The following is a 15,117-nucleotide window of genomic DNA, read 5'->3' as shown; positions in this document are numbered from 1 at the left end:
AGCCTTTCCTATAGAGAATTTCATAGAAAACGCTAATTTATATCATCAGCATTTTCCGATAGAAAAAGCTGATAAATCCTTACATGTTGATAAATAACTGTTGGAATACCTGTGGTCATCACTGACATTATCTCCAAACCATTCCGGCGGGACAAAGTCCTTTGCGTCCCGGCTGTCCGCAAACTCTACCTCAATAAAGACAAGCCCCTCCAGTACTCCATGAAAAATATCCAGTTCTCCGGTATGTCCGTCCGACAGCGGGATAATATAGCGGTCCTTGCGGATCAGATTGCCGTCCGTTTTCTCTCTGAGATGCTCATAGCCGCTCTGATTTAACGGAACTTCCACCTCCTGATTAACCCGGACACCCTGATCATTCTGCCCCTCAAGTCCCATCCGTGACTTGTAGGTGAGGATATACCGGTCATTGCTTTTCCGGATACGGATTACGGGATCTGTGCAGAGATACCCCTGTTCCATATGTCTGACCGGATACCCGTCAAGCTCTTCCGGCAGCCTCCGGATCAGAAACTTTTTTTCGATTTCCATTTGTGTATTCTCCTGTTATAAGCAAGACTTTACTGCTCCGATGCCTTGGCGTTCTTTGACTTGCGCCAGCGGATTCCCAGCATGATCGCAGCATATGCTACCGCCATACTGACCAATGCCTTGATGAAATACCAGAGAAATGCACCTCCGAATGTAAGATCCGCAAGGGACTTTGCTAAAAATGCAGGAATCATATTTATTCCTCCTTTCTGTCCATGTTGCTTACCGCCTGTTGACTAACTCTTTCATTACATCATTCCAGTCAAGACCACATTCTACCATCAACACCATCGTATGATAAAGCAGATCTGCAATCTCATATTTTAACTCCTCTGCATCCGGATTCTTGGCAGCGATCACCATTTCCGTTGCCTCCTCTCCACACTTCTTGAGGATCTTGTCAATGCCCTTATCGAAAAGATAATTGGTATAAGAGCCCTCCTTTGGATGCTCCTTACGGTTCCGGATCACATCATAATCCTCGGTCAGCACCGTCAAAGGATTGGTATCTACATAATCTCTGCTGGCAAGCTCCCGATAGAAGCAGCTTCGGTTGCCGGTATGGCATGCTGCCCCGATCTGGCGTACCTTCGCGAGGATCGTATCATTGTCACAGTCGATCATCAGCTTCTTGACATACTGATAATGACCGGAGGTATCTCCCTTACACCAGAGTTCCTGACGGCTGCGGCTGTAATATGTCATTTTGCCGGTCTCAAGCGTATGACGGAAGGATTCCTCATTCATATATGCCACCATCAGAACCTCGTTGGTGCGGTAATCCTGGACAACCGCCGGGATCAGTCCATTGTCCATCAGCTTGAAATCCGCAAAATCAATGGATGTCTCAAAAACAGCCACATCAATCCCCTGGCTCTTCAGTGCTCTCTTGGCTTTATAAATATCTTTCTCTTCGAAGTAATTCGTAGATACACCCTCTACATGCTCCAGACTCATAAGCTCTGCCAGATCATTCCGGATCAGACCGTCACGGATCATAATCTCTGCCTTGCAGCCGGATACCGCCTGCTTCAGCTTCTCTGTCACATCCACATGCTTCAGGATGATCATACCAAAGCCCATATCATAATATAGATTTAACTGCTCTGCGGTATGGGGATCTCTCTGCATATCGATCTCAATGGCGAGCTTATCCCTGTCAAAGCGTGAGGTGATCTCCTGCAGCTCCTTCTCCACCGGAAGTACCGCACGGCGCATCACGATCCGGGACGCCCCGGTATAAAGTGCTTTCTTGGCATCCTCAAAGCGGTTCACATGAACGCCTGCAATAAAAGGAATGTCAATATCCTTCTCAATAGCTCTCAGCGTATGAAGAAACTCCTCGTGAGAAGCCTCATCTCCGGTATAATTGTACAAGTAAAGGCTGTCTGCCCCCTCGCAGGAATATTTATCCGCCAGACTGACGATGCTGGAGGACAATTCATTCTCCCCATTGATAAATGGTATTATCTTTTTCTGACTCATAAAATAAACGCCTTTCTGTCTGCTTTTGAAACATCAAACTCGATCATCTCAAAAGGATTCTTTATAAGCTTCCCTTGGTGGAAAGCACCTCCTGTATCCTGTCATCATACTGCGTCGCCTGATCCAGTGCCTTTGCAAAGGCTTTAAATGCCGCTTCAATGATATGATGATTATTTTCTCCATCTAACATTTTTAAATGCAGATTCATTTCCGCACCGTAGCTGACCGCATAGAAAAACTCATGCACCATCTCGGTATCGAAATCTCCGACCTTCGGAACTGTGAGAGGCATATAAAACTTCAGATATGGTCTGCCGGAAAGATCAAGGGCACAGAGCATCAATGTCTCATCCATGGGCAGCATGCAGTCACCAAATCTGCGGATGCCCTTCTTGTCTCCTACCGCCTGCCGGATCGCCTGACCCAGAACAATACCGGTATCCTCAATGGTATGGTGGGAATCCACCTCCAGATCGCCCTCCACATCCACTGTCAGATCAAAAAGACCATGCCTTGCAAAACTGTTAAGCATATGGTCGAAAAAACCAATCCCTGTATGGATCTGTGCCTTTCCTGTCCCGTCCAGATCAAGGGAAATATGAACATTTGTCTCGCCGGTGACACGGCTGATCTCTGCTTTTCTCTCCTGCATGTCCTGCCTCCTTAATGATAATAATTATACACGAACCATGATGTTTACGCAAATACTACTTTTCTTCGAATCTCACGGCAATAGAGTTGGCATGTGCTGTCAGCTTTTCCGCCTTTGCAAACTTCTCAATATCCTCATGAACAAGCTTCAATGCTTCCTCTGAGTAAGAAATGATGCTGGATTTCTTTACAAAATCGTCCACAGAAAGCGGAGAAAAGAACTTCGCGGTACCGTTGGTTGGTAATATATGGTTTGGTCCTGCAAAATAGTCTCCCAAAGGCTCGCTGCTGTACTCACCAAGGAAGATTGCTCCTGCATTACGGATCCTTGTCATAGTATCAAATGGATTGGCTGTCATGATCTCCAGGTGCTCTGACGCGATCTCATTGGCTGTATCAATGGCATCCTGCATATTGTCTGCCACAAGAATATATCCATAGGAATCTAGTGATTTCTGAATGATCTCTTTGCGGGAAAGCTGTGCCACAAAGCCATCCACCTCTTCGGATACCTTCTTTGCAAGCTCCATGCTCGTGGTGATCAGGATCGCACTGGCAAGCTCATCATGCTCTGCCTGTGATAAAAGATCTGCTGCCACATATCTTGGATTGGCTGTTTCATCTGCCAGTACAAGGATCTCGCTTGGTCCGGCAATAGAATCAATGCTGACGTGGCCGTATACGGTTCTCTTGGCAAGTGCCACAAAGATATTGCCCGGTCCCACGATCTTGTCCACCTTGCGGATGCTCTCGGTACCGTATGCCAGAGCAGCGATTGCCTGGGCACCACCCACCTTGTAAATCTCATCTACACCGGCCTCATTGGCTGCAACCAGGGTCACAGGATATACCTTTCCGTCCTTTCCCGGGGGTGTTGTCATTACGATACGATCCACACCTGCAACCTTCGCCGGCATGACATTCATCAAGACGGAAGAAGGATATACTGCTTTGCCGCCCGGCACATAAACACCGACTCTCTCAAGAGGTGTGATCTTCTGTCCCAGCAGAGTGCCGTCCGGCTTGCTGTCAAACCAGCTGTAGCGTACCTGCTTCTCATGATAAGAACGGATATTGACCAGAGCCTTGCGGATCACATCGATCAGCTCCTGATCCACCTGCTCATATGCCTCGTCAATCTCCTCCTGTGTCACACGGATCGTCTCCGGCGTGATGGTCACGCCGTCAAACTTCTCGGTATACTCAAAGAGTGCCTTGTCTTTTCTGTCTTTTACTGCATTTAAGATCTCGTCCACCGCATCCTGATACTTTCCATACTGGTTTGGACTTCTCTTCAGCATATTCTCCAAAATGTTGTTCTTTTCTTTCTCTGTTAATGTAACGATCCGCATGGTATTCCTCCTTTGCTCTATGTACAGCTTTTATGTTTCATCTCTTTTTCGAATTATTCCTGATTTGCAGAAACAATCTTTTTCAGATCCTTGACGAGCTTTGTGATCCGCTCGTGCTCCATCTTCATGCTCACCTCATTGACAACAACTCTCGCAGACAGCGGGCATATCTCCTCCAGCACCTGAAGACCGTTTTCTTTCAAAGTGGAACCTGTCTCAACAATATCCACGATCACCTCTGAAAGACCTACGATCGGTGCCAGCTCCACAGATCCATTGAGCTTAATGATCTCTACGGTCTGATGCTTTGTATTATAAAAGTAGTCTTTTGCAATCCGGGGATATTTACTTGCCACCCGGATCAAAGAGCCGTCATTCAGCTTTTCTCTGGCGCTTTCCGGTCCGGCCACACACATTCTGCACTTTCCCACATTCAGGTCAAGCACCTCATAAAGCTTGCGTCCCGCCTCCAGGATCGTATCCTTGCCAACAACACCGATATCTGCCGCCCCCATCTCCACATAGGTCGGAACATCGGTTGCTTTGGAAAGGAAAAAGCGATAGCCTAACTCCTCGTTGACAAAGATCAGTTTTCTCGTCTTTTCATCCTTCATTTCCTCACAGGTAATGCCAATCTGCTCCAAAAGGCTTAATGTGTGCTTTGCAAGTCTTCCCTTTGCAAGGGCAAATGTTATATATCTTCTCATCTCTTCACTCCGTTCTTTTGCTATGTTTGGTCAACCGGCTTTTTAAATCGTATCTGCCTGCACCAGGATCACATCGTCTGCTCCGATTCTGTCCGCATATTCCTGATACTGCTTAAGGTCTCTGCCGGAGGATTTCCTGATCAGCTGAACGACTTTGCCGCTTCCCCGGAGCTTTGCCGCCAGATGATGCGCCTTCTCCCGATACTGTGCCGGATAAACCACTAAAGTACCGCCCGACTTCTCCTTTTTCAGAAGCTGCTGCCGCTCCAGAGCTAACATTAACTGATCCACGATAATAACTGCTCCGATCGCCGGTGCATCCTTGCCAAACTGAGCCACCAGACCATCATATCGTCCGCCGCTCGCCAGTGCCTCGCCATTTCCGTATGTATACGCCCGGAAGATCACGCCCGTATAATAGCTGTAATTACTCAGCATACTCAGATCCACGGTAATGTACTGCTGATAACCGTACATTGCCACGATCTGCTCTACTTTCTTTAAGCGGTCCAGTGCTTTTAATACACGCTCATTATCTGTTCTTTCCTTAACAAAGGCCTCTGACTCCGCAAAACTTCCCTGAAGCTCTGACAGACTGACGAATATCTCCTTTAACGGCTTTGCCACCGTGAGGCGGTCCAGAAGCTCCTCCACACCAAAGAAATTCTTACTCTCGATCAGTGTGAACAGCTCCTCTGCCTCCGCAGCGGAAAATCCGGCTTCTTCCACCAGTCCCCGCAGCAGATCAGCATGGCCGATCTCCAGCTGAAACTCCTGTAGTCCGCTCTTTAACAGACATTCAATCGTAAGCACCACCATCTCTGCATCCGCATCAGAACTGGTATCATTAAAAAGCTCCGCTCCAAGCTGGGTTACCTCCTGAAGCTTTCCCTTGTAAGGTGTGGTATTTACAAAGGTGTTCCCCATATAACACAGACGGATCGGCATTTCTTCCTCTCTGTCATACTTTGATACACAGCGCGCGATCGCCGGTGTGATATCCGGCCGGAGTACAAGGGTGTTATTGCCCCGGTCAAAAAACTTAAACATTGCCTGTGACTGTACAGAGCCCTTTTCCTTACTAAATATATCGAAGTATTCAAAGGTTGGTGTCTGGATATCACGAAATCCATAGGAGATCATGACCTGATGAAGCTCCTGCTGTATCTTTAAACGGCTGGCACATTCTGCGCCGTAAATATCCCGGACACCGCCCGGTGTATGCAATAGTTCCTGACCAAAATTCTGTTCTGACATGCTCTCCTCTTTTCTGCACACCTGTATCATGTGCGGTATTGATATTTCAGATGACCTGATTTCTCTGCCTTTTATTATTGCAGTATTTTTGTAATTAGTAAAGACTGGTTGGATTCTCCAGTTTCGGATCATATCCCTTTTCCTTCAATGCATCTACGATCTGCTGCTTATGCTCGTGGCCAAATGCCTCTAATGTGATCTTTAATTCTACTGCGGCATTCCGGTTAATGCTGACAAACTGGTTATGCTCCAGACGGATGACATTTCCCTTAAGCTGCGCAATGACATTTGCCACATTGACCAGCTCGCCCGGACGATCCGGAAGCTGTACAGATACGGTAAATACACGGCCTCTCTCGATCAGTCCATGCTGTACCACAGAGGACATGGTAATGATATCCATATTACCACCACTCAGGATAGATACCACTCTCTTATCCTTGCAATTTAAATGCTTCAGGGCGGCAACCGTTAAAAGTCCGGAATTTTCTACAACCATCTTATGATTTTCGACCACATCCAGGAAATTTACAATAAGCTCTTCATCCTCTACGGTAATGATATCGTCCAGATTCTTCTGGATATATGGGAATACAATGTCTCCCGGTGTCTTTACGGCAGTACCGTCTGCAATGGTCACGGCACTTGGCAGGGAAACAACCTTTCCCGCTTTCAGGGATGCCTTCATGCAGGCTGCATTGGCCGGCTCCACACCGATGACCTGAATATTCGGATTCAGCATTTTGGCCAGAGTGGATACTCCTGCTGCCAGTCCGCCTCCACCGATCGGCACAAGAATGATATCCACTGTCGGCAGTTCCTTAAAGATCTCCATCGCAATGGAACCCTGTCCGGTTGCCACCGCAAGATCATTGAACGGATGCACAAATGTCATTTTACGCTCCTCGGCAATCTCCAGTGCTTTCTGATAAGACTCATCATAGACACCACCATACAGCACAACCTCTGCACCATAGCTTCTGGTACGGTTTACCTTGATCAGAGGGGTTGTCGTAGGCATTACGATCACCGCCTTTGTTCCAAACAGCTTGGCTGCATTGGCAACACCCTGTGCGTGATTACCGGCAGAAGCTGTGATCAGTCCATGTGCCAGCTCCTCCTCTGTCAGTGTACTTGCTTTATAATAAGCTCCTCTCACCTTATATGCTCCTGTATTCTGCAGATTCTCCGGCTTTAAATATACCTTATTGCCGGACATTTCTGAAAAGTAATCGCTATAGATCAGATTCGTGGGAAGCGTAACCTCTTTTACTTTTTCTGCTGCCTCCTCAAAACTTTCCAATGTCATCATATGAATCACCATGCCTTTCTTATCTTTTCTGTCATCCTTTTTGACAATCATATATTATGATACAGGCTGTCACCTGTTTTATTCCTCCTCATCCTGCGTCTCAAACAGGGCATCCACAAACTTGTCCGCATCAAACTTCTGCAGATCGTCGATCTGCTCTCCGATACCGATATATTTCACCGGAATATTCATCTCAGACTGAATGGCGATCGCAATACCGCCTCTGGCTGTTCCATCCAGCTTTGTCAGCACGATTCCGGAAATATCCGCCACCTCTGCAAACTGTTTTGCCTGTACCAGCGCATTCTGTCCTGTGGTTCCATCCAATACGATCAGCGTTTCCCGATATGCCTCCGGAAACTCCCGCTCAATAATGCGGTTGATCTTGCGAAGCTCCTCCATCAGGTTCTTTTTATTGTGAAGACGTCCTGCCGTATCGCAGATCAGCACGTCTGCCTTTCTCGCCTTTGCAGCATTCACCGCATCAAAAACAACAGAAGCAGGATCACCGCCCTCCTGTCCGGCAATGATCTCCACACCGGCGCGGTTAGACCACTCCGTCAGCTGCTCGATGGCTGCCGCACGGAAAGTATCTGCCGCCGCCAGGATCACCTTTTTCCCCTGAGCCTTTAACTGACCGGCAAGTTTTCCTACAGAAGTTGTTTTTCCGACACCGTTGACACCGATCATCAATACCACCGATGTCTTATGCTCAAACTCATATGCAGTCTCATCCACCTGCATCTGCTGCTTTATGGTGTCCATCAGAAGTTCTCTGCATACGGAAACCTCTTTGATCTTCTGCTCTTTAACCTTTTCCTTAAGATCCTCAATGATCCTGTCGGTGGTGTTCACTCCAATATCCGCCATGATCAGAATCTCCTCCAGCTCCTCATAAAAATCATCATCAATCTCAGAGAAACCACTGAAAAGAGAATCAATTCCTGATACAAAATTATCTCTGGTCTTTGTCAGACCACTTTTTAATCTGTCAAAAAATCCCATAACTGCTCCATTTCCCGCATAATGCGATATATATAATCTGTCCTGCGATGCAGACCATATCCTCACCTGTATCCAGCCAGACCCGGCCGGGTATCAAGTCACGAATCCATTAGTTTACAACATCCTTCTCATCCAGAAGATTTACGGATACCAGTGTAGAAACACCCTTCTCCTGCATGGTGATACCATACAGAATATCTGCCGCATTCATCGTGCCTCGACGATGGGTGATCACAATAAACTGGGTGTCCTTCGTCAGCTTATGAAGATACTGGGCATAACGGTCTACGTTGGAATCGTCCAGTGCCGCCTCGATCTCGTCCAGCAGACAGAACGGGGAAGGCTTCAGACTCTGAATAGCAAATAACAACGCAATAGCCGTCAATGCCTTCTCTCCACCGGAAAGCTGCATCATATTCTGAAGCTTCTTTCCCGGTGGCTGTGCCACGATCTTGATGCCTGCCGTCAGGATATCTTCCTCTTCCAGAAGCTCCAAAGTACCACGGCCTCCACCAAAAAGCTCCTTAAATACCTTGTCAAAACGTTCCCGGATCTCGGCAAACTGCTCCGCAAACTGCTTTCGCATAGACTCGTCCAGCTCGCTGATGATCCCCTCCAACACGCCAGCCGCCTTGATCAGGTCGTCATGCTGCGTCTTTAACCGGGTATAACGCTCCAACACATCCTGATACTGCTCGATGGCATTGACATTGACATCTCCCAGTGCCTTGATCCTGGATTTTAAGGAACTGATCTCCTGCTTCATCTGTGGCATGGAAAGCTCGGTATTGGTCCGAAGCTCCTCTGCTCCATGATAGGTCAGCTCATACTGCTCCCACATATATGTAGTCCGTGAGTTGATCCGCTCCTCCATTTTTTCCTTCTGATTATTCAGACGGAAACACTCTTTATCCAGCTCATTGATCTTGTCAGAAAGACCTTCTCTCTTATCAATGAAGTCTTTATGTTGTCTGGAAAGCTCGTCCTTCTGCTCCGTCTCTTGACGGATCGTTTCCTCCAGCTCTGCGATCTCTCCCGCTGTATCCTCGATCTGCTGCTTTGCCTTCTCAATCTCCTGCTGTTTTTCCTGCATAAGATCCTCTGCCTGTCTACTGTCGGATTGAATTCCGTCAAGCTCTGATGTCAGCTGTTTCAGCGTCTCATTGATACGGGTAATATTCTGTGCCACGAATTCATTGCTCTGAATTTCCGTGGAGATCTTAAGAGTATACTCGTTATTCTTCTCCGTAAGCTCTTTTTCCTCCTCACGAAGTTCCTCCAGACGATGGTTCAGCTGCTCCAGATATGTCTCATTCTCCTTGCTGCGGCTCTCACTGTCGCTGATGCTCGCTTTCAGATCATCCAGCTGCTTCTGAAGCTCTGCTTTCGTACTCTCGATTCCCTGGCTGTCCAAACGGATCTGCTCCAGTTCATTCTGATTCTGCAGGAAATCTCCTCTGGCTCTGTCGTAATTGATCTTAGCCGTATTTTGCTGCAGGATCAGCTCCTGACGGATGCTACGGTTCTTTTCGATAGCCTTCTGCTGCTCTTCGGCTTCTTTGCGGCCTTCCTCCTGCTCCCGCAGGATCCTGCGCATTCTCTCTCTCTGCGCCTCCACTTCCTTTTCAAGATTGTCCATCTCACGGTGGCGTCCCAGGAGGTTATTGTTGTTTTTATAAGCTCCACCGGACATGGAACCGCCCGGATTTAAAAGCTCTCCCTCCTTCGTCACGATCCGAAGGGAATGTTTATATTTTCTGGCAAGAGCAATGGCATTATCAATATGATCTACCACCACAAATCTGCCCAAAAGATATTCGATCAGCTGGTCAAACTTCGCATCCGCATGTACCAGAGAAGAACCAAAGCCTACTACGCCCGGCTCCCTTAATATGTTTTGTGCCTGATTCACACCACGGCCGGATATATTAGTCAGCGGAAGGAAGGTGGCACGACCGTAACGGTTCTTTTTTAACAGAGCGATCATCGCCTTGGCAGTCTGTTCATTGTCTGTAACAATGTTCTGAATACTGCCTCCCAAAGCAGTCTCGATCGCAATCTCATAATCCTTCTCCACCCGGATGATGTCTGCAACAACACCAATAATACCGGGATTATGCTCTTTCTGCTCCATCACGCGGCGTATACTCTGTCCAAAGCCTTCGTAACGCTCCGTCATATTCTTTAAGGAATTCAGACGGGAGTTTGCCATATGAAACTTCTGCTGGGTATCCCGGTGCTCTTTTTCCAGCTCCTGACTCCGCTCGGAAAGACGTTTTAACGCATTACGGATCTCTGCATTATTGGCATCCATTCCCTCAATCTTGTCCGAAATATCGGACAGAATAGCCTTTTGCTGCTCCATGGTTTCCTGCAGACCTGCCGCTTCGGATTTATTTTTCAACACCTTCTGGGTCATTTCTGCCCGTTTAACATTGATCTGTTCCAGCTGTGTTTCATATTTCTGCTGTTCTGTCTTGATCTCTGTGGTCTGACTCATTGCCGCCAGAATATCATTATTACGGTCTGCGATTTCCTTCTCTGTGGATGCGATCTGTCCGGAGGTCTGTGTGAGACGCTCCTTCATTTCATCCTGTTCCTTACGGATCCCGGCAAGGCGTTCATCAAAGGCATCCTGCTTCTCCTGGTAGCCTGCCTTTTCTTCCTCCGCCTGATCCATGGATTTTTGCAGATTTTCCAACCGTTCTTTATAATGCTCCTCATTCTGGCTGGCGCTCCGGATCTGCTCCTGAAGCACCCGGACATTACCTTCCTGCTCATTTAAGGATACTCTGGAATTGGTCAGGCGTTCCTTATGTCCCTCCAGACTCTGACTATGCTTTTCCAGCACTTCTTCAACCTGTGCATATTCTGCCTTTGTTTCTTCAAAATCCTTTTTTGCCTGTTCCAGATCACCGGAAGCAATGTCCTGTTTCTTGGACACATCTTCCATCTCCGTATGAATCTGATCATACTCCATCAAAAAGATATTGACATCCAGATTACGAAGCTCATCACGATAGATCAAATATTCATGTGCCTTCTCCGACTGCTTTTCCAATGGTCCTACCTGCTTTTCCAGCTCCGACAGAATATCCTCAATACGAATCATATTCTGCTGCTCCTCCGCCAGGTTTTTCTCTGCAGCAGCCTTTCTCTTTTTGAACTTCACAATACCGGCTGCCTCATCAAAAAGCTCACGCCTTTCTTCCGGCTTACCACTGAGGATCTTATCAATCTGCCCCTGTCCAATAATAGAATAGCCTTCCTTACCGATACCGGTATCAAACAACAGTTCCTGAATATCACGCAGACGACAGGAGGCGCCATTTAAGAGATACTCACTCTCGCCGGAACGGTACACTCTTCTGGCAATGGTGACCTCCTCATATGGTACATTTAGCTTGTGATCCTCATTGCTGATGGTAATGGCTACATAAGCATATCCCAGAGGCTTACGGAGCTCCGTTCCCGCAAAGATGATGTCCTCCATCTTGGCACCACGAAGCTGCTTGGCACTCTGCTCACCCAGTACCCAACGCACGGCATCGGCAACATTGCTCTTTCCACTTCCGTTAGGTCCTACAATCGCCGTAATACCATTATGAAATTCAAATAACAATTTATTGGCAAATGATTTAAAACCATGCACTTCCAGACTTTTTAAATACATCTATGTTCTCCCTGTGACTATCGGCGTCCGTCCGCCTCTCTTTTTAAGATCAGTATTGCCTCATAGGCCGCAGACTGCTCTGCTTTCTTTTTGGTCTGACCTGTTCCGGTGGATATCTGTCTGCCATTAACAAATACAGCAGCCTGATATTCTTTATGATGATCCGGTCCACTCTCCCCGATCAGTTTATATTCCAGCGTATCCCCCTCATGGCGCTGAACAATTTCCTGCAGAAATGTTTTACTGTCATAAAAAAGCTTTTTATTATCAATATCCTTCAGAATATGCTCCTCGATATATCGTTCGGCCGGTTCAAAGCCGCCATCCATATAGACGGCACCGATCGTTGCTTCCAGCGCATCCGACAACACAGAATCTCTCTGTCTGCCACCGGTAAGCTCCTCGCCTTTTCCCAGACGCAGATAATCTCCCAGATGAATCTCTCTGGCACAAAGCGCCAGTGTCGGTTCACAGACATAGCTTGCTCTGGTCTTAGTCATCTCACCCTCCGGCATATCCGGATGGCTGCGAAAGATAAACTCACTGGACACCAGCTCCAGCACAGCATCTCCCAGAAATTCCAATCTCTCATTGCACTGTGTCTTTTTCATTTTCTTTTCGTTGGAGAATGAGCTGTGGGTCAATGCCGTTGCCAGCAGAGATTTATCTTTAAAAATATACCCTGCTTCCTTCTCAAACTCCCCCATTTCTTTTGATCTCATAACGATGAACCCTTTCCTGTAATTCCTCTGCCTGTCTGTAAATATTCCCAAAGCTCTCCCACAGTATTCCATCGCAGAAGCTCCTGCTCCTCTGCGATCACGCCAAATACTGCCTCCACTCCCATCAGTATCTGAAAAAGAGTCAGGGAATCCGCCCCATAGTCCTTCACAAAAGACTTTTCCTTGCGGATCTGCTCCGGTTCTACCTCTAATATTTCTGCCAAAAGATTCTGCAGCTTTTCATATTCCATATTCATCACCATCTCATCTAAGTTTATGGAAAGTATCAGATGATCTCCTGTCCGTTGTCCTGATATAACCACCGGATCATATGCTTATTAATCTAATTTAAGATTTTCCCTGATCCTGTCGTTAATCCCCTCTTCACTGAAGGAAATGCACTGAAGGATCGCTGTCTTGATCTCTACCTCGCTGGAGCTTCCATGTGCCTTCACCACAAGCCCCTTCAGTCCCAGAAGAGGTGCTCCGCCATGCTCTGAAGCATCAAATGCTTTTAACGTCTTCTTCAATGCCGGCTTGATCAAAAGTGCACCGATCTTACTGCGAAGAGAACTCATCAGTCCCTCCTTGACCTTGTGCAGCAATGCAGAACCAAGTCCCTCATACAGCTTCAGGATAACATTCCCCACAAAGGCTTCACAGACGATAACATCTGCTCCCCCCTTCGGAATGTCTCTCGCCTCAATACTTCCGATAAAGTTGATATCCTCACATTCTTTTAATAAAGGATATGTCTCTTTCACAAGAGCATTCCCCTTTTCTTCCTCGGCTCCTATATTTACAATGGCTACGCGGGGATTCTTGATCCCGACGATATTCTCCATATAGATAGAACCCATCTTTGCAAACTGTACCAGATGAGATGCCCTCGCATCTACATTGGCACCACAATCGATCAAAAGAGAAACTCCATCGGTTGTCGGGATCAACGGTGCCAGAGGTGCTCTCTCTATGCCACGGATCCTTCCTACCACAAGCTGTCCCCCTACCAGGATCGCACCTGTACTGCCGGCAGATACAAAGGCATCGGCCTCTCCTTTTTTCACAAGCTTCATACCTACCACAATAGAGGAATCCTTCTTTTTGCGGATTGCCTCTACCGGAGGCTCATCAAAGCCGATGACATCCTCTGCATTGACAATATGAACTCTATCCTTATCATAACTGTACTTCGCCAGCTCCGCTTCAATGTCCGGGGTACGCCCCACCAGTGTGATCTCTATCTTATTATTTTCTGCCAGTGCATCAACCGCTCCATGAATCGGTGCTTCCGGTGCATTATCTCCACCCATGGCATCTACTACAATTCTTATCTTTTCGTCCATAATTGATCCAACCTTTCCTGCTTCTCCTGATCATATCTTGCGCTTATCAAGCCTAATAGGGCTATTGTGCATAAGCATACAAAATATATTATACCCGAATTTCGTCTATAGTGCAAGAAGTCATCCTCGTTGACTGTGTGAATGTTAATACAAGATAGAAAAAAAATTGAAAATATTTCAAATAAAAAAGACAGCTCCAAAGTCTTCCGGAAAACTGTCTTTTACATTGTTTAAATAATGAGCACGAAAGCAAAGGCTCATATTAATCCTTTTTATAGAAGAAAGAACGGTATGTAGTAAAACCATAATCAGCCGGCGCAATAATCTGCTCCGTGCTTCCTACAAACAGCATGCCATCCTTTTTCAGAGCGTCATTAAAACGATGATACATCCCTTTCTTTGCATCCTCCGTAAAGTAAATCATGACATTGCGACATACGATCAGATCACACTGTGATGGATATGGATCCTTCAACAGATTATGCTGCTTGAACTGCACACACTTCTTCACATCATCATGAATCTGATAGCTGCTGCCTATCTTCGTAAAATACTTCTGTACAAACTCCTTCGGCAGACCTTTCAGACTCTTTTCATCGTAAAGTCCGATCTGTGCCTTTTCCAGAACCTGTTTATCCAGGTCGGTAGCTATGATCTTGATCCTGCTTAATGGTATAAATTTCGCAAGAAGCATCACCAGCGTGTAAGGTTCATCCCCGGTAGAGCAGGCAGCACTCCATATTTTTAATGTATTACCAAACCGCTCAAATAAATATGGAAAAATCTCGTTTTCCAACACCTTCCACTGCTCCGGATTGCGGTAAAATTCAGATACATTGATCGTCAGATACGTTACAAACTCCTCCATAAGCTCCACATCTGTCCGGAGAGCATTCACATATGCATCATAGGATTTGATCCCTCTCTTAGTGATCAACGCATCAATCCTTCGTTTCATCTGCCGTTCCTTATAACAGCTCAGATCAATTTTTGTCATCTGGAAGATCTTCGATTTAAAAAGTTCATAATCGCCCATAATAAAATCCTCCCTTCCTTTT

General features: G+C 46.7%; 14 protein-coding genes. All 14 read right to left on the bottom strand.

Going from position 1 to position 15,117, the window contains the following annotated elements; all coding sequences use genetic code 11:
* Nucleotides 1-45: 45 nt before the first annotated feature.
* Nucleotides 46-549 (bottom strand): CYTH domain-containing protein, encoded by a 504-nt coding sequence (locus H8704_RS08000; RefSeq protein ID WP_249297903.1) that lies wholly within the window; start codon nt 547-549, stop codon nt 46-48.
* 29 nt (nt 550-578) lie between these two features.
* Nucleotides 579-743 (bottom strand): hypothetical protein, encoded by a 165-nt coding sequence (locus H8704_RS07995; RefSeq protein WP_022465457.1) that lies wholly within the window; start codon nt 741-743, stop codon nt 579-581.
* A 28-nt stretch (nt 744-771) separates the two neighbouring features.
* Complete coding sequence (gene hisIE, locus H8704_RS07990; RefSeq protein ID WP_249297902.1) at nt 772-2,034, bottom strand: bifunctional phosphoribosyl-AMP cyclohydrolase/phosphoribosyl-ATP diphosphatase HisIE; 1,263 nt, start codon at nt 2,032-2,034, stop codon at nt 772-774.
* 61 nt (nt 2,035-2,095) lie between these two features.
* Complete coding sequence (hisB, locus tag H8704_RS07985; RefSeq protein WP_118678146.1) at nt 2,096-2,686, bottom strand: imidazoleglycerol-phosphate dehydratase HisB; 591 nt, start codon at nt 2,684-2,686, stop codon at nt 2,096-2,098.
* A gap of 55 nt (nt 2,687-2,741) precedes the next feature.
* Nucleotides 2,742-4,037, bottom strand: coding sequence for a histidinol dehydrogenase (gene hisD / locus H8704_RS07980; protein ID WP_249297901.1), 1,296 nt, complete (start codon nt 4,035-4,037; stop codon nt 2,742-2,744).
* Between the two features lie 53 nt (nt 4,038-4,090).
* On the bottom strand, nt 4,091-4,744 hold the full coding sequence (gene hisG, locus H8704_RS07975) for an ATP phosphoribosyltransferase (RefSeq protein WP_022465453.1): 654 nt from the start codon (nt 4,742-4,744) through the stop codon (nt 4,091-4,093).
* Between the two features lie 42 nt (nt 4,745-4,786).
* On the bottom strand, nt 4,787-6,001 hold the full coding sequence (hisZ, locus tag H8704_RS07970; RefSeq protein WP_249297900.1) for an ATP phosphoribosyltransferase regulatory subunit: 1,215 nt from the start codon (nt 5,999-6,001) through the stop codon (nt 4,787-4,789).
* A 94-nt stretch (nt 6,002-6,095) separates the two neighbouring features.
* The gene (ilvA, locus tag H8704_RS07965) at nt 6,096-7,313 is read right to left on the bottom strand and encodes a threonine ammonia-lyase (protein WP_178658635.1); all 1,218 of its coding nucleotides are present in this window, start codon (nt 7,311-7,313) and stop codon (nt 6,096-6,098) included.
* 78 nt (nt 7,314-7,391) lie between these two features.
* On the bottom strand, nt 7,392-8,318 hold the full coding sequence (ftsY, locus tag H8704_RS07960; RefSeq protein WP_022465450.1) for a signal recognition particle-docking protein FtsY: 927 nt from the start codon (nt 8,316-8,318) through the stop codon (nt 7,392-7,394).
* A 109-nt stretch (nt 8,319-8,427) separates the two neighbouring features.
* A complete protein-coding gene (gene smc, locus H8704_RS07955) occupies nt 8,428-11,991 on the bottom strand; it encodes a chromosome segregation protein SMC (protein WP_249297899.1) in 3,564 nt (1,187 codons plus the stop codon).
* A 17-nt stretch (nt 11,992-12,008) separates the two neighbouring features.
* On the bottom strand, nt 12,009-12,713 hold the full coding sequence (rnc, locus tag H8704_RS07950) for a ribonuclease III (RefSeq protein WP_249297898.1): 705 nt from the start codon (nt 12,711-12,713) through the stop codon (nt 12,009-12,011).
* Nucleotides 12,710-12,970: an acyl carrier protein gene (locus tag H8704_RS07945; RefSeq protein WP_022465447.1), complete on the bottom strand. Its 261-nt coding sequence runs from the start codon at nt 12,968-12,970 to the stop codon at nt 12,710-12,712. Before H8704_RS07945 ends, rnc begins: the two co-directional genes overlap by 4 nt.
* 81 nt (nt 12,971-13,051) lie before the next feature.
* Complete coding sequence (gene plsX / locus H8704_RS07940; protein WP_118678141.1) at nt 13,052-14,059, bottom strand: phosphate acyltransferase PlsX; 1,008 nt, start codon at nt 14,057-14,059, stop codon at nt 13,052-13,054.
* A gap of 262 nt (nt 14,060-14,321) precedes the next feature.
* Nucleotides 14,322-15,095, bottom strand: a complete 774-nt coding sequence (locus tag H8704_RS07935) for a CheR family methyltransferase (RefSeq protein WP_118678139.1) — start codon at nt 15,093-15,095, stop codon at nt 14,322-14,324.
* Between the last annotated feature and the right edge of the window lie 22 nt (nt 15,096-15,117).

Origin of the sequence: Jutongia huaianensis (genome assembly GCF_014384985.1) — a bacterium.
Lineage (GTDB): Bacteria > Bacillota > Clostridia > Lachnospirales > Lachnospiraceae > Jutongia > Jutongia huaianensis.
Note: the sequence above shows the minus strand (reverse complement) of the source record. Positions and strands in the feature narration are given on the sequence as shown.